Below are 22,165 nucleotides of genomic sequence, written 5' to 3'. Positions count from 1 at the left end.
GCGGGAACGAAGTAACTTAGGTGTTGCGGCGCGGATAACCCTGCGACAGAATCCGCTGCCACACGACTTCCTTCTCCTCGGACGTCATCGACACCCAGTGCGCCACCTCGACCACGGTGCGGCCGCAGCCGCGGCAGATTTCGTCGAAGGTGGTCGAGCAGACCGCGACGCAAGGTGTGTCCGGACGTTCCGGCAGTGCGGCGCCCATCCGGTCAGCGCGCCGGGCCGACATCGAGCTTGTCCCAGCCTTCGTGGCCGAGCGCTTCCATGGTCTCGATATTCTTCTCGAAGATCGCTTCGGCCTCCGGGAAGGCGTCCACCGCGCGGTCGATGCTTTCCTCGCGCAGCAGCTGCAGGATCGGATAAGGCGCGCGGTTGGTGTAGTTCGAGATGTCGTTCCGGTCGGTGTCCGCGAACTGGTAGTCCGGGTGGAAGCTCGCGACCTGCAGCTCGCCGTCCAGGTGCATGTCCTCGACCGCGGCATCGGCCACGTCCAGGAATTCGTTGAAGTCCAGGAAGTCGTTCAGCACGAAGGGATGGATCAGCAGGGTCGTGTCGATCTTTTCCGGATCGGTATCGGACAGCTCCTGCAGCTCGTTCATCAGGGTTTCGAGCAGCTCTTCCGGCGTGCGCGCCGGCGACACCACGTAGCGCACCTGCTCCTTCACGTACACCGCCTTGGCGAAGGGACACAGGTTCAGGCCGATGACGGCGCGTTCCAGCCAGCGGCGGGTGGCGGCGATGATTTCGTCATCGTCCGCGTTGAGGTTGGCAGTACTCATGATCTTTCTCAAATTGCAAAAAGCGCGGCGCGCAGAGACCGCATTGTACGCGCACTTTGCGTGCCCTCATAGATGGACTGGCAAGCCGGGGTAACTTGGCAGGCACCGCAAACGGCTCTGGTATTAGCCTCCGGCACCGGTTTTTTCCTTGCCTTTATGACTATAGAAACTCTCGACAGGAAATTTATTTGCTTCCATATTTCCAATATACACCCCGGTGTATTTGATTATCCTTGGAAATTTTCCTACGAAAACACTTCCAAACAAGCACATACCCCTGAGTAAGTTGTCAAAATACAAGTAAGCGTTATCAAGTTTGATAGTCAAAAAATTTTGTAACCGAGAGGACTTAATTCTTGACTGGCGCGCCGACCGGTCCGTACACTCCCCGTTTACTCGTCAGTCCTAACCGTTCCTGGACGCAACACTGGAAAGCTATGTACGAAACGACTCGCACCACCCAAGCCCTGGCCTTCGCGATCCTGCTGGCTCCCGCGATCAGCCACGCCGCCGACAGTGCCCCGAGCACGATCACGCAAAGTTCCTCCGGCATCAGCAGCGCCGCGATCGCCAAGCCGGCCCTGCCCGCCTCCCTGACGGCGGTCAAGGCCGACGACTACAAAGACCCCGACCTGTGGGCGCGCATCCGCAGCGGCTACGCGATCCCGGACGTCGACAACGCCCTGGTCGCCAAGCACATCCAGTGGTACGCCAGCCGTCCGGACTACCTGGCGCGCACCTCGGGCCGCGCCTCGCTCTACCTCTATCACGTGGTGCAGGAGCTGGAAAAGCGCGGCATGCCGACCGAACTGGCGCTGCTGCCGGTGATCGAATCCGCCTTCAATCCACAAGCCCTGTCGACCGCCGACGCGTCCGGCCTGTGGCAGTTCGTGCCGGGCACGGGCAAGGATTTCAACCTCAAGCAGAACATGTTCAAGGACGAGCGCCGCGGCGTGCTGGCCTCGACCGACGCCGCCCTCACCTATCTGCAGCGCCTGTACACCATGTTCGGCGACTGGCAGCTGGCCTTGGCTGCGTATAACTGGGGCGAAGGCAATGTCCAGAAGGCGATCCAGAAGAACCGCGCGGCCGGCAAGCCGACCGACTTCGAGAGCCTGGCCGAGCTGATGCCGGCCGAGACCCGCAACTACGTGCCGAAGCTGCAGGCGGTCAAGAACATCATCGCGAATCCCGGCCAGTACGGCGTGAGCCTGCCGGTGATCGACAACCAGCCCTATTTCACCACCGTCGACAAGACCTCGGACATCGACCTGGCCGTGGCCGCCCAGCTGGCCGAGATGTCGATCGACGAGTTCAAGGCCCTGAATCCGCAGTTCAAGAAGCCTGTCATCACCGGCGAATCGACCAAGATCCTGCTGCCGAAGGAAAACGCCGAGAAGTTTCACCTGAACCTGGCCCAGTGGGGTCACGCGCTGTCGTCCTGGACCACCCACAAGATCACCGGCGCCCGCGAAACGATCGCCTCGCTGGCCTCGAAGTTCGGCACCACGCCGGAAGTCATCCGCCAGGCCAACAACATCCCGCCGCAGATGCGCCTGAAGGCCGGTTCGACCATCCTGGTGCCGAAGACCAGTACCTCGACCGCCTCGGACATCGCCGAGAACATTATCGACAACGCCCAGATCGCCCTCGAAGCGGACCGCGGCGACAGCAAGCGCAAGGGCCAGAAGCTCAGCGGCGCCCAGCGCATCAAGGCCAGCGCGGCGAACGCCGTGGCCGAGATCAAGGCCCGCGTTTCGCGCGGCAACAAGCCGGCGCTGAACTCGCACGGCCGCAAGCACCGCTAAGCGCCCCGGGCAGCCTTCCACTGCGTCGCTGCACTGCGGCATGAACCTCCCCGCAAGCCGGCCTGCACGATACGCGCAGGCCGTGCACGCTTTGCGAAAATACGGTATAGTGTCGTTTGTGCGTTGCAAAACGCGTTCGCGTACACGTCGTCGCGGCAATGCACCGGTAATACCGTAGCAAGACAATTAGCAAGCTTCGCAAGCCCAGGTATCGTAGAAAGATACCTTTCCATAAAGCCCCCCCGCCCTGTGTGCCGTTTGTTAAAAGGCACCATCCCGGCGCAAAGCTTTTGTGCCGAAATTTCTTTCGTTTCTGAGTCATTTCGTATTGTTGGCTCGCGTTGCTATTTCGCGTTCCGCTGTTGAATAGCGTAGCGCTCACCGATTTATACCGAGAGTAAAGAACACAATGAGTTTTGAAGCACTAGGCTTACACACGTCCATCGTCAAAGCAGTGTCGGTTGCCGGCTATGAAAAGCCGACCCCGGTGCAGGAGCAGGCTGTGCCCGCCGGCATCGCCGGCCGCGACCTGCTGGTCTCGTCGCAAACCGGTTCGGGCAAGACCGCGGCATTCATGCTGCCGGCCCTGAACAAATTCGCCAACCAGGAAGCGGCCCCGATCGGCCGTACCCCGGCCCAGGAAGCGCAAGCCGCCAAAGCGCGTGGCGAGCGCGTCCGTTTCAAGCCGGCCCAGCCGAAAATGCTGGTCCTGACCCCGACCCGCGAGCTGGCCCTGCAGGTCACCAGCGCCACCGAGCAGTACACGGCCTTCATGCGCCGCATCCGCGCCGTCTCGATCCTGGGCGGCATGCCCTACCCGAAACAGATGCAGCTGCTGGCGAAGAATCCTGAAATCCTGGTGGCGACCCCGGGCCGCCTGATCGACCACATGGAGTCCGGCAAGATCGACTTCTCCCAGCTCGAGATCCTGGTGCTGGACGAAGCCGACCGCATGCTCGACATGGGTTTCATCGAAGACATCGAGAAGATCGTCGCCGCGACCCCCGATTCGCGCCAGACCATGCTGTTCTCGGCCACCCTGGACGGCGTGGTCGGCAACATGGCCCGCCGCATCACCAAGGACCCGATGGTGATCCAGATCGCCAGCGGCACCAAGCGCCACGAGAACATCGTGCAAAAGGTGCATTTCGTCGACGACCTGTCGCACAAGAACCGCCTGCTCGACCACCTGCTGCGCGACGAAACGCTGGACCAGGCCGTGGTGTTCACCGCCACCAAGCGTGACGCCGACATGATCGCCGACCGCCTGAACATCGCGGGCTTCGCGGCCGCCGCCCTGCACGGCGACATGCACCAGGGTGCACGCAACCGCACCCTGGACAGCATGCGCCGCGGCCAGGTGAAGGTGCTGGTCGCCACCGACGTCGCCGCCCGCGGCATCGACGTGCCGACCATCACCCACGTGGTGAATTACGACCTGCCGAAGTTCCCGGAAGACTATGTGCACCGCATCGGCCGTACCGGCCGCGCCGGCCGCAACGGTATCGCCGTTTCGCTGGTGAACCATGCGGAAGGCATCAACGTCAAACGCATCGAACGCTTCACCAAGCAGACCATCCCGGTCGACGTGGTCGCAGGCTTCGAGCCGAAGCGTTCGGCACCGGCGCGTTCGGGCAACCGTCCGGGCTGGAAGCCGGGCGACGGCCGCAACAGTTCGGGCAAGCCGGGCCAGCGCAGCTTCCACAAGCCGGGCTCCGGTCCGCGTGAAGGCGGCTTCCGCAGCGAAGGCAGTGGATACCGCGCCGATGGCGAAGGCCAGCGCCGCGAAGGCGGCTACAACCGCGAAACCCGTCCGGCCGGCGCATACAACCGCGAAGGCGGCCCGCGCCGCGACAGCGCCAGCGCCCCGCGCGAAGGCGGCTTCCGCTCCTCGCACCCGCGTTCGGCGGACAACGCCCGCCGCACCTTCGGCGATCGCTGATCTCCGGATCGTGTGAGTGTCAAAAAGGCTGCTTCGGCAGCCCTTCAAGAAAAAGCTGCTTCGGCAGCTTTTTTTTCGTCCGTACTCAGGGCGCGCAGGTACGGAAACCGGCAAAGATGTCGTCGCGCTCCGGCGTGTAGAAATTGCGGAAATGCGGACTGCGCAGGCGCGCCGGGGTAGCGAAGGATGCGCCGCGCAGCACCTGGCGGCTGCCGAACCAGGGCGAGGAATATTCGAGGTAGCGGTCCGGCGCGAATCCGGGGAAAGGCAGGAAGGGCGAAGCCGTCCATTCCCACACGCTGCCCCAGGTGAAATCCGGATGGCCGGACAGCGCCGCGAACTCCCACTCGTCCTCCGTCGGCAGGCGCCGCCCGCTCCAGCGGCAAAAGGCCTGGGCTTCGTGCAGGTTCAGGTGGCGTACCGCGGCGTCCGGGGCGAGCGCCACGCGGCGGCCGAAGCGCAACTGCTGCCAGCCGCCGTCGCCGCCGCGCCGCCAGTAGCGCGGCGCCGAACGCGCCGACTCCTTCAGCCACGCGCGGCCCGCCTCGCTCCAGTGCCCCGCATCGCGGTAGCCGCCATCCTCGACGAAAGCCAGGTAGCGGGCATTCGTCACCGGCGCGGCATCGATCGCGAACGGGGCCACGCGGCACCGCGCGGCCGCCTTCTCGTTGTCGAACACGAAGCCGCGCGACTGGTCGCCGCCACGAAGGAAAACACCGCCCCCGAAGCCGATCTCGCCGGCCTGTGGCGGCGGCGCCGGCATGGTTCCGCTCATCTCGCTGCGCAGGCCCAGGCCGAGGGTCTGCATCGTGTACAGCAGGGCTTCGCCATGCATGTCCTCGTGCGCCAGCGCCAGCCGGTAGGGATAGAGGGCGGCATCGTCGACCGGCTCGCCGGCCAGGCCTTCCTGGATCCGCTCCAGCACTTCGGCGCAATAGGTCCGGATCGCGCCCGTGCCCGGCAGGTCGAGCGCCCAGCGCGTGCGGTGAGCCACCAGGTTCGAATCGAACCAGTCGTCGCCGCGCGCCAGCAGGCTGTGGCCGAAGGCGTCGCCCGGACGGCTGCTGGCGGCCCGGCGCACCACGAACCATTCGGCAAACCAGGCCGTATGGCCCAGTTCCCACAGCGGTGGATTGATGATGCCCAGGCGCGGCACGCGGGCGCTGTCGGCATAGCCCGCCTCCGCCAGGGTATCGAACAGCGCGAGCGTATAATGCCGGGCATCCCGCAGCATGCCGGCCAGCCGGCCGGGTCCGGCGTGCCGGAACGATGGGTCGTGTTGGTCCATGCGGCATTCTACGATCGTTTTGCAGAATTTATCCTGAGCCGATGGCGCGTCCCCACATCCTGATCGTCAGCCCCGCCTCCGCCCGCGAGAACAACGGCAACTGGCAAACCGCCAGCCGCTGGATGCGCTTCCTCGGCGCACGCGGCAAGGTGACGGTGGCGCGCGGCTGGGACAGCGGCCAGCCCGCCCCCGACCTGCTGGTGGCCCTGCACGCGCGCCGCTCCGCCGGCGCCCTGGCCGCGTTCGCCGCGGCGCACCCGGACCGCCCCAGCCTGCTGGTCCTGACCGGCACCGACCTCTATCGCGACATCCACGAAGACGCCGTCGCGCGCGCCTCGCTCGCGCACGCCGGCGCGCTGGTGGTGCTGCAGCCGCGCGGCCTGGACGAACTGGACGCGTCCTCGCGCGCCAAGGCCCATGTGATCTGCCAGTCGGCGCCGATGCTGCACCCGGCACGCCCGCACGCGGGCACGCGCGACATCGCCATGATCGGCCACCTGCGCGAAGAAAAAGACCCCCTCACCTTCATGCGCGCGGCCGCCCTGGTGCGCAGTCCCGGCGTGCGCCTCCTGCACGTGGGCGGCGCCCTCGATCCGCAACTTGCCGACGCCGCGCTTGCGGCGCAGGCGAACACGCCGCGCTACCGCTGGCTGGGCGCCCTGCCCCACATGCCCGCACGGCGACGGCTGGCCCGCTGCCGCGCGATGGCGATCTGCTCGCGCATGGAGGGCGGCGCCAACGTGATCATCGAGGCGGTGACCAGCGGCGTGCCGGTGCTGGCCTCCGATATCCCGGGCAACCGCGGCATGCTGGGCGAAGACTACGCCGGCTTCTTTCCGCTCGGGGACGCCGCCGCGCTGGCCGGCCTGATCGACCGCATCAGCATGGACGAGCGCTTCCATGCGAAACTGCTGCGCCAGTGCGCGGCGCGGCGCCGGCTGTTTGCCCCGGCCAGGGAACGAGCGGCACTGCTCGACCTGGTGGATAATCTCCTTTTACGCAATCCTTGACGAGCCATCCATGACTACTCCTGACCAAGCCATCAAACTGACCTCCTTCTCGCACGGCGGCGGCTGCGGCTGCAAGATCGCGCCCGGCGTGCTGTCCGAGATCCTGAAGAAGTCGAGCGGCTTCCCGGTGCCGAAAGAACTGATGGTCGGGATCGAGACGGCCGACGACGCCGCCGTCTACAAGCTCAACGACGAGCAGGCCCTGATCGCCACCACCGACTTCTTCATGCCGATCGTCGACGATCCCTTCGACTTCGGCCGCATCGCCGCCACCAATGCGATCTCCGACGTGTACGCGATGGGCGGCACGCCGATCATGGCCCTGGCCCTGGTCGGCATGCCGGTCAACAAGCTGCCGCTGGAGACGATCGGCAAGATCATCCAGGGCGGCGAATCGATCTGCGCCGAAGCCGGCATCCCGATCGCCGGCGGCCACACGATCGATTCGGTCGAGCCGATCTACGGCCTGGTGGTGATGGGCCTGGTGCATCCCTCGAAGATCAAGCGCAATGCAGATGCCCGCGCGGGCGACGTCCTCGTGCTCGGCAAGCCGCTGGGCGTCGGCGTGCTGTCGGCGGCGCTGAAGAAGGACAAGCTGGATGCCGAAGGCTATGCGGCCATGATCGCCAACACCACGAAGCTCAACAAGCCGGGCAAGGCGCTGGCGGAACTGGCGGGTGTGCACGCGCTGACCGACGTCACCGGCTTCGGCCTGCTGGGCCACCTGCTGGAACTGGCGCGCGGCGCCGGCTTGAGCGCACAGCTGGACATGGCGAAGATCCCGCTGCTGCCGGGCGTCGAGCAGCTGGCCCACGAGGGCTACTTCACGGGCGCCTCCGGCCGCAACTGGGACGCCTACGGCATGGACGTCGAGCTCGGCGCGGGCGTCGGCGATACCCAGCGCGTGCTGCTGACCGACCCGCAGACCTCCGGCGGCCTGCTGGTGTCCTGCGACCCGGGAACCGTCGACGAGGTGCTGGCCCTGTTTGCGCGCGAAGGCTTCGGCCATGCCGCCGTCATCGGCCGCATGGAGGCGGGTGCCGCGCGTGTAAAGGTTGCCTGAGCAGGGCCGCTACCCGCTGAACAGCCCGGCGCCGCGCTCCGATGAGCGGCGCCGGGATCAATGCCCTCGGATCTTTCAGGCCGGCGCCGACGGCGCCTGCGCCTCCCCTCCCAGTAACAGTTTCGTTCAGGACAGGCATGATGCCTTCCCGGATGCGTTTCGGCTCGGCCGGGCGTCGAGCTCGGCGGGATAGAGGAATTCGCCGTCGCCAGGGATGCGCAGCGGCGCCGGCCGGCCCAGCGATACCAGCACACAAGCCAGGCCCAGCAGGCCCAGCACGAAGGCGGCGAGCGCCAGCGCGACGGCAAGCGGAAGGCCGAGGAACAGGATGTCATCCATGGTAACTCCCGGTAAGGAAGCGTGTAATGTGCCACCTTGGCGTCCAAAGGCTTTGAGTGATCTCAACAATCTTTTGAGAAACTTTTGCGTAGCAACCAAACGACAAGCCAATAAACGCTTGACAGACCAAACAATATTCACATAGAGTGAAGAAATGTTCTCCCAACTGCCTCTGTCGACCCTCCTACCGCTGACCGGCGCCCTACTGCCGGCCGGCCTGCTACTACGCGCCTGAAAAGCCGCCGTACCCGTACCCGGCCACCCTCCGCCGGAACCCGTAGCCCCAAGGAAGTCGTACCGATGCACTCCGAAACCACGTTCACCTCTCACCCGATCCGCACCAGCCGTGTGCCGTTCCGCTCGCGCTCGAAGCGTAGAGCGGCGCTAAAGCTAGCGATCGGTTGCCGGGCCTCGCGTCATGTGGCCCGTCCGGCAGCCAACGCCACACCGCCGATCCAGGCACCCCGCTTCAGCTGAACAATTCGCGATAGATCCAGGAGTATGACCATGTTGACCAATCCCGCCGCCAAATACCGTCCCTTCCCCGCCGTCCAGTTGGCCGACCGCCAGTGGCCGAGCCGCGTCATCACCCAGCCGCCGATCTGGATGAGCACCGACCTGCGCGACGGCAACCAGGCGCTGATCGAGCCCATGAGCCCCGAGAAGAAGCTGCGTTTCTTCGAAAAGCTGGTGGCGATCGGGATCAAGGAGATCGAAGTCGGCTTCCCCTCGGCGTCCCAGACCGATTTCGACTTCGTACGCATGCTGGTCGAAGAGAACCGCATCCCCGACGACGTCAGCATCATCGTGCTGACCCAGGCCCGCGATGAACTGATCCGCCGCACCGTCGAATCCTGCATCGGCGCCAAGCGCGCCATCGTCCACGTCTACAACTCGGTGGCGCCGGTGTTCCGCCGCGTGGTGTTCGGCATGGACCAGGACGAAATCGTGCGGATCGCCGTCAACGGCACCCGCCTGATCAAGGAACTGGTCTCCAAACATCCGGAAACCCGGTGGGGCTTCGAGTATTCGCCGGAATCCTTCTCGACCACCGAGCTGGATTTCGCCAAGCGCATCGTCGACGCCGTCAGCGCAACCTGGCAGCCGACCCCGGATGCCCCCATGATCGTCAACCTGCCCTCGACCGTCGAGGCCAGCACCCCGAACGTCTACGCCGACCAGATCGAATGGATGTCGCGCCACCTCGAGCGCCGCGACAGCCTGGTCATCAGCGTGCACCCGCATAACGACCGCGGCACCGCCGTCGCCGCCGCCGAGCTGGCCGTGATGGCCGGTGCCGACCGCGTCGAAGGCTGCCTGTTCGGCAACGGCGAGCGCACCGGCAACGTCGACCTGGTGACCCTGGCGCTGAACCTCTACACCCAGGGCGTGCACCCGGGCCTGGACTTCTCGGACATCGACTCGGTGCGCCAACTGGTCGAGGAATGCAACCAGCTCCCTGTTCACCCGCGCCATCCGTATGTGGGCGACCTCGTGTTCACCGCCTTCTCCGGCTCGCACCAGGACGCGATCAAGAAGGGCTTCGCGGTGCAGAAGAGCGACGCGATCTGGGAAGTACCCTACCTGCCGATCGACCCGGCGGATCTCGGCCGCAGCTACGACGCCGTCATCCGCGTCAACAGCCAGTCCGGCAAGGGCGGCATGGCCTACCTGCTCGAGCAGGAATACGGCCTCGAGCTGCCGCGCCGCCTGCAGATCGAATTCTCGCGCGTGGTCCAGCGCCATGCCGACGCCACCGGCACCGAAGTCGCGGCATCCAGCATCCACGCCCTGTTCGCACGCGAATATTTCGACCAGGAGAACCCGGCCTACCGCTACGTCTCGCACCGCATGGCCGAGGACAGCGAAGGCGAACACCGCGTCGACATCGATGTCTCGGTCGAGCACGACCGCGTGACCGCCAGCCATCACGGCCAGGGCAACGGCCCGATCGACGCCTTCGTCAGCGCACTCGGCCTCGACATCCGCCTGATGGACTACCACGAGCACGCGATCGGCTCGGGCGCCGACGCCAGGGCGGCCTGCTACGTCGAACTGCGCCTCGGGAACGGCCCGACCCTGTTCGGCGCCGCCATCGACAGCAATATCGTGACCGCTTCCTTCAAGGCCGTGCTGTCGGCCGTGAACCGCCACATCGCCATGGCCGGCGAGCAGCCGGTGGCCCGCGCGGCCTGATGGGTTCGGAGGCGACTGCAAGGCGCTTGCCGCCGCGGCTGGATTTGCAGCCGGCGGCGGTGCGCGAGCGGAAGGCCGCGCAGGTGCGCGGCGTATCGTCGATCCAGGCGATGCGCGAAGCGATCCGCGAGGCCTCGCGCGCCCTGCCGCTCATCCGTGAAGTACCGCGCGTCGGCCGGCTCGATAACGCGGGCTTCCGCGCCCGCGCCGCCGAGGGCCTGCCTTTCCTGATCGCCGGCGCGGTCAAGCGCTGGCCCCTGCGCGCACTGACCCCGGATGCACTGCGCGAGCGCTTCGGCGACGTGCCCGTGCGTGCACGCGTCGGCGACTACGTGGCCACCGCCTTCGCCCCCGACCGGGCAATGCGGGACATGTCCTTGCGCGACTACCTCGAGCTCGGCACGGCGCCCGACAGCGAGCTGCCGCCCTACGTCGGCAACCTGGAACTGCGCGAACTGAACGCCATGTGCCACTGGCCGTCCTGGTTCGAGCGCATGGGACCGCCGCGCTTCTGGCTCGGCCCGGCGCGCACCGTCACGCCGCTGCACTGCGACTACGACGACAATATCTTTGCCCAGATCTGGGGCAGCAAGCGCATCTTCCTGGCGCCGCCCCACCACGACGCCTTCCTCTACACCCGCGAAGCCAACCCGGTGCTGTTCGGCTCCCCCTTCGATCCGGAAGCGCCTGACTTCGTCGCCTTCCCGCTGGCGCGCCAGGCCGCCATCGTCGAGGTGGTGGTCGAGCCGGGCGACATGCTGTACGTGCCGGCCGGCTGGTATCACCAGGTCCGGGCGCTGAGCTTTTCCTTATCTTCGAACCGCTGGGCGCGCGGGGTGCCGCTGGCTCTCAAGGAAGGCGCCTGAGTACAGGGCCGCCGGCGAAACGCAGCCGGTACCAGGCGATGCCGAGCAGTTCATACGCCGCATACCAGGAGCGCCGCATGCCCTCGGCGCTGGGCACCCATGAACCGAGGGAGCGTGCCTGGTCGCCGAAGAACATGGTGGGCGCGCTGACCACCTCCAGGCCTTCGCGCTCGAAGGCGCTGCGGGAGCGCGGCATGTGCATCGCATCGGTCACGAGCAGGATGCGCCTGACGCCATCCTGGCGCAGCATCGCGGCGCTGTAGGCCGCGTTCTCGAAGGTGTCGCGCGAGCGCGGCTCGATCCACCTGACCGGTACGCCGAAATCCTCGCGCAGCGCGATCGCCATGGCGTCCGCCAGGGCCTCCGCGCCGGCCTTGCCTTCGGACTGGACCGCCTTGGCGCCAAGGCCGCCGCTGACGAGCACCGGCAATCCGGTACGCCGCTGCAGGTGGGCCGCATAGCGCAGGCGCGCCAGGGCCAGGTAGTCGGGGATGTCGCGGCCGCCGTATTCGGGCGCATCCTGCAGGCGGCCGGCCGCCAGCACGACGATCGCCTGGGCGCCGGCGCGCTCCGGCGCCAGCAGCGCCGCCGTCATCCCTTCCAGCGGCCTGACCAGGAGCGAAGCGCCGGCGGTGGTCGACAGGAAGGCCAGCAGCGCCAGGCCGGTGCCGGCGGCGATGCGTCCGGCGCGCGGCCAGCGGTGCCAGACGGCAAGGCCGATCACGATCAGCAGGAACAGGTTGGCGGGCGGCAGGATCAGGTCGCGCGGGACGGCGTTGAGCAGGTCGAGCACCGGTATCAGGATCATGGAAACGGAAAGTATTGCAATTCGTTCTAGTGTAGCCGTTTATGACCGACACGATGTTCGAATCTTGCGGCCGCCGTTCATTCCTGCGGCCGCGTCTCCATCTTTTTCGGCTCGCCCCTCGCCCCTCCCTGCTGCCCAACCCGCTCGTACTCGGCAATCACCTGGGCCCCGAACAGCAGCAGGGCGGCCCCGATCTCGAGGCTGAACATGACCACGATGGCGGTGCTCATCGAGCCGTACACCACGTTCACCTTGGACAGCGTGGTGAAGTACCAGACCAGCACATGGCGCGCAATCTCCCACAGCAGGGCCGCGGTCACGCCGCCCACCAGCGCGTGCGACAGCGACAGCCGTCCCACCGGCATCACCATGTAGATCGAGGTCAGCACGAGGATTTCGCCGGCAAGTCCCAGCAGGTAGAGCAAGGCGCCCGACACGCCGTGCAGCGACCAGCTGTAGCCGAACAGGTTGACGCTTTCGGTACCGATCACCTGCAGGGTGCCGGCGACCAGGGTCACGATCATCACGCCGAAGCCCAGCGCCAGGATGTAGCAGTAAGGGAGCAGCGCCGATATCAGGAAGTGGCGGCGCCGCACAGCCACGCGGTGCACGAAGATCACGCTCATGGCGTTTTCCAGCACCGTGAAGGCGAAGGAGCTGAAGAACAGCATGGTGGCGACCAGCACCCAGGTGATCAGGTCGCGCTCGTCGAGGAAGTGGGCGACCTCGGTGACGATGGCACCCGACTGGCCGGGAATCAGCAGCTCGAGGTAGCGGCGCATGGTCAGCAGCAGTTCGGCCTCGTTCAGGAAGTGCGAGAGCACCACCACCACCAGCATCAGGAAGGGCACGATCGACAGCAGCGCGTAATAGGCGACGGCGCCGGCCAGCAGCAGGCCCTGGTTGGCGCGGAAGCATTTCAGGACACCGAGGGCGAATTCCAGCGGATGGCCCAGGATGTAGAGGTTCGCGCGCCGGTTCAGGAGCCGCAGGCGCAGGCCGCGCGTCACCTTCATCGGGCCAGCCTGATCCCGGTGAACTGCCAGCGCGCGCCCGCCGGGAAGAAGTTGCGGTAGCTGGCGCGCGCGTGGCCGTGCGGGGTGGCGCAGGACGAACCGCGCAGCACGTACTGGTTGACCATGAACTTGCCGTTGTACTCGCCCAGCGCGCCGGCCGCCGGCACATAGCCCGGATACGGCGCGTAGCTGCTGGCGGTCCACTGCCAGCATTCGCCGAACATCTGCGCCAGGCCATCGTTGCCGGCCGCGCGCGGATGCAGGTCGCCGCAGGCGATGGCGACGTCGCGCGCCGCGAATTCCCATTCGGCCTCAAGCGGCAGGCGGGCGCCGCACCAGCGCGCGTAGGCGTCGGCCTCGTACAGCGAGACGTGGGTGACCGGACGCGCCAGATCGAGCGGTTGCATGCCATGCAGCGTAAACTCCATCCAGCCACCCTCTTCCCGGCGCCAGTAGAGCGGCTGTTCGATCTCGCCGCCGCAGACCCGGTCCCAGCCATCCGACAGCCACAGAGCCGGGTCGCGGTAGCCGCCGGCCTCGACGAACTCGAGGTATTCGCCGTTGGTCGCCAGGCGCGAGGCCAGCTGGAAGGGCGCCAGGTACTGGCGGTGGCGCGGCAGTTCGTTGTCGAAGCTGAAGCCGGCGCCGCGGTGGCCGATCTCGGCCAGGCCGCCGTCGAAGTCCAGCCAGGAGAGCTGTCCCGCCGGACAGGATTCCGGCAGCGGCGAGGCCAGGTAGGCCGGCACCAGCGGGTTCTGCGCCAGCAGGTGCTTGACGTCGGTGAGCATCAGTTCCTGGTGCTGCTGCTCGTGCTGCATGCCCAGTTCCACCAGCGCCGCGAGCTCGCGGGCCAGTTCGCCGTCCCGCGGCGCGGCCTGCAGCAGGCAGGCGATGCGGGCGTCGACGTCATGCCTCCAGGCCAGCACCTCGTCGTAGGCGGGACGCGTCAGCAGGCCGCGCTGAGGCCGCGGGTGCCGGGCGCCGACGCCGTTGTAATACGAATTGAACAGCACCCGGAAAGCCGGATGAAAGGGCCGGAAGCCCGGCTCGTGCGGCTCCAGGATGAAAGTCTCGAAGAACCAGGTGGTGTGGGCCAGATGCCATTTGATCGGGCTGGCGTCCGGCATCGACTGCGCGCAGCAGTCTTCGCTCGACAAGGGTTCGGCCAGGTGCAGCGAGCGTTGGCGCACCTGTTCGAATTGGCGGGCCTGGCGGTGTTCGTTCGCTCCCATGATTTCCTCCGTCTCGAGGGATCAGTGCATGGCGCCCGGGCGGATCGCGCGCGCGTGGATCACGGCGAACCAGGCGCGCGCATCGGTCCAGATGCCGGAGGCGGCAAAGCCGGCCTGCTCCAGCAGTTCGACCGCGGCGGCCGGGCGGTACTTGTAGCTGTTCTCGGTGTGGATGCATTCACCGGCTTCGAAGCGGCGGCAGGCGCCCTGCCAGCTCACCAGCTGGGTGGTCCTGGCTTCCAGGTGCATCTCGACCCTGCCCATGCGTTCATTGTAGAAGCCCCGGTGGCGCCAGGCGCGGATGTCGAAGTCGGCGCCCAGCAGTCGGTTCGCGTGGCGCAGCACGTTCAGGTTGAAGGCGGCCGTCACGCCGAGGGCGTCGTCGTAGGCGGCGTTCAGCACCGCGCGGTCCTTGGCGAGGTCGATGCCGATCAGGATGCCGCCGTCCGGGCCGCACTGGGCGCGCACGCGGCGCAGGAAGGCCAGCGCCTCGTCCGGCGTGAAGTTGCCGATCGAGGAACCGGGATAGAAAAACAGGCGGCGCTCGCGGCGCACGATGTCCGGCAGCTGCCAGTCGCCGCCCGAGAAGTCCATGCCGAGGGCGTTCATCTCGATGTGGCGGAAGCGCTGGCGCAGGCGCTCGACGGCGTCCTGCAGGAAGTTGGCCGAGATATCGACCGGCACGTACTGGGCCGGGTGCAGCAGCGGGAACAGGCGCGCGGCCTTGGCGCAGTTACCGGCGCCGAGGTCGATCAGGGTGCTGCCCTGGCCGACCGCGCGCGCGATCTCGGCGCCGTGGCGCTCGAAGATCAGGGCCTCGGTGCGGGTCGGATAGTACTCGGGCAGTTCGCAGATCGCCTCGAACAACTTGGAACCGAGTGCGTCGTACAGGAACTTGGGCGAGATGCAGGCTTCGCGGGCGCGCAGCCCGGCGTCCAGTTCGGCGCGCAGGCGCAGGGCCCCGGCCGAGGTGTCGACAGCGGTATCGGCGGCCGGCATCGGCGCGCCGTCGGCTTGGTCCTGCGTCGGGTGGTTCGACATCGGTGAGCCCCTGGAATGTTGACGATTTTCCATCATACGCGAATTACGTCATTCCCTGCGCATGCTACAGTAGCAGTCTATGCTCGAACTCGTCGACCTCACCAAATCCTACGGCGGCCGCACCGTGCTGGCCAATCTCTCCTACCACTTCGCAGCCGGCGAATTCGTCGCCGTGATGGGGGAATCCGGAGTCGGCAAGTCCACCCTGCTGAACCTGATCGCCGGCCTGGATGCGCCCGACAGCGGCCAGGTCGTGGTCGACGGCGTGCCGATGTCCGCGCTCGACGACGATGCCGCCACCAGGTTGCGCCGCAGCCGCATGGGCTTCATCTTCCAGGCCTTCCACGTGCTGCCGCACCTGACCCTGGAACAGAACGTCGCCCTGCCGCTGCTGCTGAACGGCAGCGCCGACACCGCCCGCGCGCGGGCCATGCTGGACGCCGTCGGCCTGAAGGGGCGCGGCGCCGATTTCCCGCGCCAGCTGTCCGGCGGCGAGCTCCAGCGGGTGGCGATCGCGCGCGCCCTGGTGCACCGCCCCGCCCTGCTGCTGGCCGACGAACCGACCGGGAACCTCGACCCGGAAACGGCGGACGGCATCCTGCACCTGCTGCGTGCCGAGATCCGCGAAAGCGGCGCCGGCGCCATCATGGTCACCCACTCGCACGCCGCCGCGGCGATGGCCGATCGGGTCCTCGTCTTGACACGTTCTGGACTGAAATTAATGTAAGTTCCACGCAGAAAGCCAGAAGTTATGGGCTTTTATTCATGAACAGTGCGTCAAGATTGACAAAATCGTAGTAGCATTCCAACAAACCCACCCAGCATAAGTCAGCACAATACGGTCGGGCAGGAGCGTCGAACACAGGGCTCAGGGCAAGGCGCACTGTCGAAGACAGTACGTCGGTACGGCGAGACAGTGCAACGCCGCCATGCGTCCTTTGTTCACTCTCCACTCCAAAACAGTCGGTCTGTCTTGAATTTTCATCCATCACGGAGGAGTTCATGAGCGTACGACAGAAAAAACAGGAGCTGCTCGAGGCGATGCACCGTGCCCGGGCGCTGGAGCCGTCGAGTTTCGTTCCGAATCCCCTGCTCGACACCCTGATTCAACGCATGCAGCTGAAGAACGACGCGGAGCTGTGCCGCGTGCTCGAAGTGCAGCCGCCCATCATCAGCAAGATCAGGCACCGCAAGCTGAACGTCGGTGCCACCATCCTGCTGAGGATGCACGAGAAGTCGAATATCCCGATCCGTGAGCTGAAGGAGCTCACGGCCGAGGCGCGGGCGCAGGCGGAGGCGGAGGCCTTGGGGCGGACGACGCACTGAGCGGACGCGGGCGCGGCGGGGCCGGTCCATGCGGCAGGACGCTGCCGGGCCGGCGCGGCGCGCTCTCATTCTCCAGGCGGGCGTCCGGTCTTGAGCTGAGGCAGGCCGGAGAGTACGGCGCGCAGGCTCGTCACGTCGAGCTGGCCCAGCAGGGCCACGCCGATGCGCAGCAGTTCGCTCTTCTTGACCTCGAAGCCGGCCTTCAGGCAGGCCTGCTTGACGGCGCCGAGGACGGCGTATTCCTGCTCGGGCATGGTGAAGCTGTCGCGCACCAGGGTCGGGCGCGCCTGCGTGGCCGCTTCGGGCCGGACGATCCCGGCGTCGCGGCCGGCGCGCGCCTTCGCGGCCGGCTTTGCGGCCGCCTTTGCAGCCGGTTTTGCGACGGCTTTCGCCGCTGCCCTGGCTGCCTTTGCGGCCGGCGTGGCGGCGCTCTTTGCTGTCGCCGGCTTCTTGGCCGCCGTGGCGGACGTCTTCGGCGCCGCCGGTTTGCGCGCGCTCGCGGCGGATTTCACCGCCGCGGCCTTGGCGGTGCCGGCGGTCTTCGCGGTAGTCTTCGCAGCCGACCTGGCTGGCGACACGGAAGCCTTCGATGCTGTCGCGCGCGCCGTTTTCGCGGCGGCGCCGGCGGCTGTTGTCCTCGCCATCCCCTACTCCATCGTCAAACAAACCAAACAATATAGTCGATTTGCAGCCGATCCGGAAGGGCGGCACGCAAGCCGCCCGTGCCCGCTCAATGCGCTTCGTCGGCGAAGGCGTCGGATATCGCGGCGAATTCCGCTTCGATCTCGAAGAAGGCGTCCAGCACGTCCGGGTCGAAATGGGTGCCGCGTCCCTTGCGCATCACATCCAGCGCCTGCTGGTGGGTGAAGGCCGGCTTGTAGACGCGCTTGCTGATCAGGGCGTCGTAGACGTCGGCCACCGCCATCAGGCGCGCCGACAACGGGATCTGCTCGCCCGCCAGGTTCTGCGGATAGCCGGAGCCGTCCCACTTCTCCTGGTGCGAGTGGGCGATCTCGCGCGCGAACATCAGGAAGCTGTTGCTGCCGCCGATGTGCTTCTCGACCAGCATGACGGTGTCGCGCCCATACACCGCGTGCAGCTTCATGAGCTCGAATTCCTCGCGGTCCAGGTTGCCCGGCTTGAGCAGGATGCGGTCCGGGATCCCGACCTTGCCGATGTCGTGCAGCGGCGCCGAGCGGTACAGCAGTTCGACGGCCTCGTCGCTGAGCTCGGCGGCAAACCGGGGGTGGCTCTGCAGGTGGCGGGCCAGCGCGCGCACGTAGTGCTGGGTGCGGCGGATGTGCTTGCCCCCGAAGTCCTCCGTCCTGTGGTTGCGGGTCTCGGCCATCGATGCCATCGCCACGATGATCGCTTCCTGCATCAGGTAGAGCTGGGCGGTGCGCTCCCGCACCAGCTTTTCCAGGTTCTCGTTGTGCTCCTGCAGCTGGCGGCGCGCGCTGCGCAGGTTGAGCTGGGTGGCCACGCGCGCGAACAGGACGGGCGGGCTGATCGGCTTGGCGATGTAGTCGACCGCGCCCAGCGACAGGCCCATGGCCTCGTCCTCGACCTGGTTGTTCGCGGTCAGGAAGATCACCGGGATCTCGCTGGTCGCCGGGTTCGCCTTCAGCTGGCGGCAGGTCTCGTAGCCGTCCAGGCCTGGCATCATCACGTCGAGCAGGATCAGGTCCAGGCCAGGGACCGCATTGGCGATCTGCAGCGCCGTGCTGCCGTTGTTGGCGACCTTGGTGTTGTACCTGTCCTTGAGAAGGCGCGACAGGAGCATGATGTTGTCGGGCGTGTCGTCGACGATCAGGATGGTCGGCCGCAGGTCCTGGTGGTTCTGCCTGGTGGTGTCGCTCATGAAGTTCCCGCTGTGTCGGGACGCGGCGCCGCCGCCTGCGGCAGCAGCTGGCGCGCCTCCTCGAATTCGTAACGCGACAGATGCTGCTCCAGGCGCGCCAGCACCTGGGGATCGAGCACGGCCGCCAGTTGCGCGCGCACCGACTCGAAGTAATCGGTGGCTTCGCCCGAGAATTCGGCCAGCAGCTGGCCCAGCTGGGCCACGGCTTCCTGGGCATCGGCCGGCGCCGCGCCGTTCTCCTGCTGCGCATCCGGGACCGGCGGGTCGAGCACGTGCGCGCCGTGGGAAGCAAAATAACTGTCGAGCGAGTGCATGGTGGCGTCCACGCCGGCCTCGAGGGCGCGCACGCCGGCCGCCAGGCGGGTGCGGTCGCTGGACGCCATGGACAGGCCCTCCTCCACCGCCTGGGCCAGGGTCTGCAGCTCGCGCGCGCCGACATTGCCGGCCACCCCGCGCAAGGTGTGGGCGCGGCTGGCCGCTTCCATCCGGCGTCCGGCGTCATGATCGGCGCGGATCGCGGCGCCGGCGTCGCGCTGGGTGGCGCGGAAGCGGTCCAGCAGCTGCACGTAGAGCGCGACATTGCCGGCCACGTGGCGCAGGCCGAAGGCCGAGTCGATCCCGGACAGGCTGGACAGCCCCGGCAGCGAGGGCCCGTCGGCCGCCTCCGGCGCGAGCGCGCGCGGCAGCGGCGGCGGCAGCTGCGAACCGATCCAGCGCGCCAGGGTCGCGTACAGCTTCTCCGGCTCGACCGGCTTGCACACATAATCCTGCATGCCTTCGCGCAGGCAGCGCTCGCGGATCTCGGCCAGCGCGTGCGCGGTCATCGCGATCACGGGCAGCTTGTCGAAGCGCGCATCCTTGCGCAGTTCGACGGTGGCCGCATGGCCGTCCAGCTGCGGCATCTCGAGGTCCATCAGCACCAGGTCGTAGGCCTCGGGACCGCCCCTCATCAGGAGCTCGAGCGCCTCGTGGCCGGTGCAGGCGACGTCCACCTCGATGTTCTGGACCTGCAGCAGTTCCAGCGCGATCTGCTGGTTGACCAGGTTGTCCTCCACCAGCAGCACGCGCGCCACGCAGTCGCCCGTCTCTTCACAGCGGCCGCGCGCGTTCGGCGCGCGCGGCGGCGCGAACAGCGCCAACAGGGTATCGACCAGCGCCGACTGCCCGATCGGCTTGGTCAGGAAGCCGCGGATGCCGGCGCTTTCCGCCTCATGCTGCACCTCCTCGCGGCCGAAGGCGGTTACCAGAACGACCGAAGGAGGATGCCGCAAGGCCGGATTGCCGGCGATGCGTCGCGCCAGGGTGATGCCGTCCATGCCCGGCATCTGCCAGTCGGTCAGCACCACGCGGTAAGGGTCGCTGCCGGCGTCGGCCGCCAGCAGCGCGGCCTCGGCTTCCAGGCCGCTGGCGGCGGTATCTACCCGCAGCGGCAGGGCCTGCAAGGCCTCGCACATGATGTCGCGCGCAACTTCGCTGTCGTCCACCAGCAGCAGGCGCGCGCCGTCCAGCTCGGGCGGCGCCACCGCCACCCGTTCGGGCTCGCCGGACAGCGGGAATTCGAGGTCGAAGTGGAAGGTCGCGCCCTTGCCCGGGCTGCTCCTGACCACGATCCGGCCGCCCATCAGCCCCACCAGCTGCTGCGAGATCGACAGCCCGAGGCCGGTGCCGCCGTATTCGCGGGTGGTCGAGCCGTTGGCCTGGTGGAAGGCGCGGAACAGCTTGCCCTGCTGCTGCTCGCTCATGCCGATGCCGGTATCGCGCACCGCGAAGCGCAGCTTGACCCGGTCGGCCCGGGCCGCGATCGGCTGCATCGCGTTCGACACCGGGTCGAGCCGCATGCAGGACAGCTCCAGCTCGCCGGCCGGGGTGAACTTGACGGCGTTGTTGACCAGGTTGATCAGCACCTGGCCCAGGCGCAGCGGATCGCCGACCAGCATGCGCGGGATCGAGTGCGGCACGTGGAACAGGTATTCGAGCTGCTTGTCGGCGGCCTTCTGGCTGGTCACGCTGGCGACGTTGGCCAGCACGTCGTCGAGGCAGAAGGGGATCTGCTCGACGTCCAGCTTGCCGGCCTCGATCTTGGAGAAGTCGAGGATGTCGTTGATGATGCCCAGCAGCGACAGCGCGGCGCGATGGATCTTGCCCACGTAATCCTGCTGCTTGGGCGAGAGCTCGGTGCGCAGCGCCAGATAGGCCATGCCGATGATGGCGCTCATCGGGGTGCGGATCTCGTGGCTCATGTTCGCCAGGAACTCGGACTTGGCCACGTTGGCCGCTTCGGCACGCACGTTGGCCGCCACCAGCGACTGCTCGCGCTCGCGGCGTTCCGAGATGTCGCGGATGAAGGAGCAGAATTCGTAGTCGGCGCTGGCGGCCAGCTGCACCCGCGTGATCGCCAGCTCGATCGGGAACTCCCTGCCGTCGCGGCGCAGCGCATAGGTCTCGATGCGGGTGTCGAGCACGCCGCCGACCCCGCTGCGCTCGTAGCGCGCCAGGCCGTTGCGGTGGGCCTCTCGGTGGCGCTCGGGCACGATGCACTGGTCGAGGTCCAGGCCCAGCACCTCGTCGCGCCGCCAGCCGAAGATCTTCTCGGCCTGGGTGTTCCAGCCGACGATGCGGCCCTGGCGGTCCATCCTCACCACCGCGTCGAGGGCGGTGTCGACGATGGCCTGCAGCTTTTCCTGGCTGTCGCGCGCGATCCGGATCGAATTCAGCAGCTCGCGCGTGCGCGCCGCGATCTTCTGCTCGAGGTCTTCGTTCAGTTCGCGCAGCTGCTGCTCGATGGTGCTCTTCTCGCGCAGCAGGCCGTTGGTCACCTGCTCGGCGCGGCGCAGCCGGTTGAGCGTATCGCGGAAGCTGCGCACCGCCGACGACAGGCGGCCGATCTGGTCGCGCCGGCCGATGCCGGACAGGTAGATGTCGGTCTCGCCGCGCGCCAGCTTCTCCAGCGCTTCCTGGATGTCGGTGAAGGGCTGGGTCATGCGCCGTCCGACCAGCAGTACGCAGACGACGATGGCGAGAGTAAGCAGCAGGTTGGCGGTCACGGTCTGCACCATCTGGCGGCGCAGGTCCTCGTCGATCTGGCGCCGCGAGAATGCCAGGTCGATGCTGCCGACGTGATAGTCGCGGGCGCCGTCGCGGTAGACGATCTTGCGGGCCACGCGAATCGTTCCCGGCGCCCCGTCGTCGCTGCCGAGGGCGGCCAGCACTGCGCCGCTGGGCGCCAGCACGTGCAGCATCGCGATCTCGGGCGTGGCGCCGAGCGAATCGACGACCGAGGAAATCGCCGCGCTGTTGATGTCGAACAGCGGCCTCGCCAGCGCCTGCGACAGCACCGCGGCCTGGCGCTCGACGCGCTCCTGCAGGCGCGCATTGGCTTCCTCGCGCTGGGTCTGCATCACATAGGTGGTATAGACGCCGGTCGACAGCGCGACCGCCAGCACGATGCCGGCGCCCAGCCGGAACACGACGTTCTGGCGCCAGCCTTCGCCGAGCCGGCGCGCCAGCGCGCCAGGGCCGCGCGCGCGGTGCCGGCGGACGTCTACTGCGTTGTTGCTGCGCTCGATGCCGGGGTCCGCCATGCGCAC

At 67.3% G+C, this 22,165-nt stretch carries 19 protein-coding genes; 8 read left to right on the top strand and 11 right to left on the bottom strand.

Going from position 1 to position 22,165, the window contains the following annotated elements; genetic code table 11:
* Positions 1 to 16 precede the first annotated feature (16 nt).
* Together AC1DOP_RS07670 and AC1DOP_RS07665 are read right to left on the bottom strand one after the other, a co-directional pair.
* A complete protein-coding gene (locus tag AC1DOP_RS07670) occupies positions 17 to 232 on the bottom strand; it encodes a DUF1289 domain-containing protein (RefSeq protein ID WP_442123175.1) in 216 nt (71 codons plus the stop codon).
* Positions 213 to 782, bottom strand: coding sequence for a DUF1415 domain-containing protein (locus tag AC1DOP_RS07665; protein WP_442123176.1), 570 nt, complete (start codon positions 780 to 782; stop codon positions 213 to 215). Before AC1DOP_RS07665 ends, AC1DOP_RS07670 begins: the two co-directional genes overlap by 20 nt.
* Before the next feature lie 437 nt (positions 783 to 1,219).
* Between AC1DOP_RS07665 and AC1DOP_RS07660 the strand changes: the two genes are divergently transcribed.
* Together AC1DOP_RS07660 and AC1DOP_RS07655 are read left to right on the top strand one after the other, a co-directional pair.
* Positions 1,220 to 2,590, top strand: coding sequence for a transglycosylase SLT domain-containing protein (locus tag AC1DOP_RS07660; protein ID WP_442123177.1), 1,371 nt, complete (start codon positions 1,220 to 1,222; stop codon positions 2,588 to 2,590).
* A gap of 409 nt (positions 2,591 to 2,999) precedes the next feature.
* Positions 3,000 to 4,532: a DEAD/DEAH box helicase gene (locus AC1DOP_RS07655; RefSeq protein WP_442123178.1), complete on the top strand. Its 1,533-nt coding sequence runs from the start codon at positions 3,000 to 3,002 to the stop codon at positions 4,530 to 4,532.
* 85 nt (positions 4,533 to 4,617) lie between these two features.
* On the opposite strand, the gene senA is transcribed toward AC1DOP_RS07655, so the two are convergent.
* Entirely contained in the window at positions 4,618 to 5,820 is a 1,203-nt protein-coding gene (gene senA / locus AC1DOP_RS07650) for a selenoneine synthase SenA (RefSeq protein ID WP_442123179.1), read from the bottom strand.
* 41 nt (positions 5,821 to 5,861) lie between these two features.
* On the opposite strand from senA, the gene senB reads away from it, so the two are divergent.
* Both senB and selD read left to right on the top strand, forming a co-directional pair.
* On the top strand, positions 5,862 to 6,830 hold the full coding sequence (gene senB, locus AC1DOP_RS07645) for a selenoneine biosynthesis selenosugar synthase SenB (protein ID WP_477250660.1): 969 nt from the start codon (positions 5,862 to 5,864) through the stop codon (positions 6,828 to 6,830).
* A gap of 10 nt (positions 6,831 to 6,840) precedes the next feature.
* The gene (gene selD, locus AC1DOP_RS07640; protein WP_442123181.1) at positions 6,841 to 7,893 is read left to right on the top strand and encodes a selenide, water dikinase SelD; all 1,053 of its coding nucleotides are present in this window, start codon (positions 6,841 to 6,843) and stop codon (positions 7,891 to 7,893) included.
* Positions 7,894 to 8,019: 126 nt separating this feature from the next.
* Here selD and AC1DOP_RS07635 read toward each other — a convergent pair whose 3' ends face one another.
* Positions 8,020 to 8,232 carry a hypothetical protein gene (locus AC1DOP_RS07635; protein WP_442123182.1) on the bottom strand — a complete coding sequence of 71 codons (213 nt, stop codon included), beginning with the start codon at positions 8,230 to 8,232 and terminating at the stop codon, positions 8,020 to 8,022.
* Between the two features lie 507 nt (positions 8,233 to 8,739).
* On the opposite strand from AC1DOP_RS07635, the gene leuA reads away from it, so the two are divergent.
* The gene (gene leuA / locus AC1DOP_RS07630; protein WP_477250659.1) at positions 8,740 to 10,428 is read left to right on the top strand and encodes a 2-isopropylmalate synthase; all 1,689 of its coding nucleotides are present in this window, start codon (positions 8,740 to 8,742) and stop codon (positions 10,426 to 10,428) included.
* Positions 10,428 to 11,294: a cupin-like domain-containing protein gene (locus AC1DOP_RS07625; protein WP_477250658.1), complete on the top strand. Its 867-nt coding sequence runs from the start codon at positions 10,428 to 10,430 to the stop codon at positions 11,292 to 11,294. Before leuA ends, AC1DOP_RS07625 begins: the two co-directional genes overlap by 1 nt.
* Here the strand turns inward: AC1DOP_RS07625 and AC1DOP_RS07620 are convergent.
* The 4 genes from AC1DOP_RS07620 to egtD form a co-directional block, all read right to left on the bottom strand.
* Positions 11,278 to 12,102: a YdcF family protein gene (locus tag AC1DOP_RS07620; RefSeq protein WP_477250657.1), complete on the bottom strand. Its 825-nt coding sequence runs from the start codon at positions 12,100 to 12,102 to the stop codon at positions 11,278 to 11,280. The genes AC1DOP_RS07625 and AC1DOP_RS07620 overlap by 17 nt on opposite strands.
* 77 nt (positions 12,103 to 12,179) lie before the next feature.
* The gene (locus AC1DOP_RS07615) at positions 12,180 to 13,118 is read right to left on the bottom strand and encodes a YihY/virulence factor BrkB family protein (protein WP_442123186.1); all 939 of its coding nucleotides are present in this window, start codon (positions 13,116 to 13,118) and stop codon (positions 12,180 to 12,182) included.
* Positions 13,115 to 14,350 carry an ergothioneine biosynthesis protein EgtB gene (gene egtB, locus AC1DOP_RS07610; RefSeq protein WP_477250656.1) on the bottom strand — a complete coding sequence of 412 codons (1,236 nt, stop codon included), beginning with the start codon at positions 14,348 to 14,350 and terminating at the stop codon, positions 13,115 to 13,117. Before egtB ends, AC1DOP_RS07615 begins: the two co-directional genes overlap by 4 nt.
* Positions 14,351 to 14,371: 21 nt before the next feature.
* On the bottom strand, positions 14,372 to 15,391 hold the full coding sequence (gene egtD / locus AC1DOP_RS07605; RefSeq protein ID WP_477250655.1) for an L-histidine N(alpha)-methyltransferase: 1,020 nt from the start codon (positions 15,389 to 15,391) through the stop codon (positions 14,372 to 14,374).
* Between the two features lie 79 nt (positions 15,392 to 15,470).
* Between egtD and AC1DOP_RS07600 the strand changes: the two genes are divergently transcribed.
* Both AC1DOP_RS07600 and AC1DOP_RS07595 read left to right on the top strand, forming a co-directional pair.
* Positions 15,471 to 16,118, top strand: a complete 648-nt coding sequence (locus AC1DOP_RS07600; protein ID WP_442123189.1) for an ABC transporter ATP-binding protein — start codon at positions 15,471 to 15,473, stop codon at positions 16,116 to 16,118.
* A 275-nt stretch (positions 16,119 to 16,393) separates the two neighbouring features.
* Complete coding sequence (locus AC1DOP_RS07595; protein ID WP_477250654.1) at positions 16,394 to 16,717, top strand: hypothetical protein; 324 nt, start codon at positions 16,394 to 16,396, stop codon at positions 16,715 to 16,717.
* Positions 16,718 to 16,782: 65 nt separating this feature from the next.
* On the opposite strand, the gene AC1DOP_RS07590 is transcribed toward AC1DOP_RS07595, so the two are convergent.
* From AC1DOP_RS07590 to AC1DOP_RS07580, 3 genes are all read right to left on the bottom strand, one after another.
* On the bottom strand, positions 16,783 to 17,361 hold the full coding sequence (locus AC1DOP_RS07590; RefSeq protein ID WP_442123191.1) for a hypothetical protein: 579 nt from the start codon (positions 17,359 to 17,361) through the stop codon (positions 16,783 to 16,785).
* A gap of 86 nt (positions 17,362 to 17,447) precedes the next feature.
* Positions 17,448 to 18,578 (bottom strand): response regulator, encoded by a 1,131-nt coding sequence (locus tag AC1DOP_RS07585; RefSeq protein WP_442123192.1) that lies wholly within the window; start codon positions 18,576 to 18,578, stop codon positions 17,448 to 17,450.
* Positions 18,575 to 22,159 (bottom strand): hybrid sensor histidine kinase/response regulator, encoded by a 3,585-nt coding sequence (locus tag AC1DOP_RS07580; RefSeq protein ID WP_442123193.1) that lies wholly within the window; start codon positions 22,157 to 22,159, stop codon positions 18,575 to 18,577. The genes AC1DOP_RS07585 and AC1DOP_RS07580 overlap by 4 nt, the downstream gene beginning before the upstream one ends.
* Between the last annotated feature and the right edge of the window lie 6 nt (positions 22,160 to 22,165).

It is taken from the genome of Massilia sp. 01N410 (genome assembly GCF_056399665.1).
This window is presented reverse-complemented; position numbering and strand designations above follow the sequence as displayed.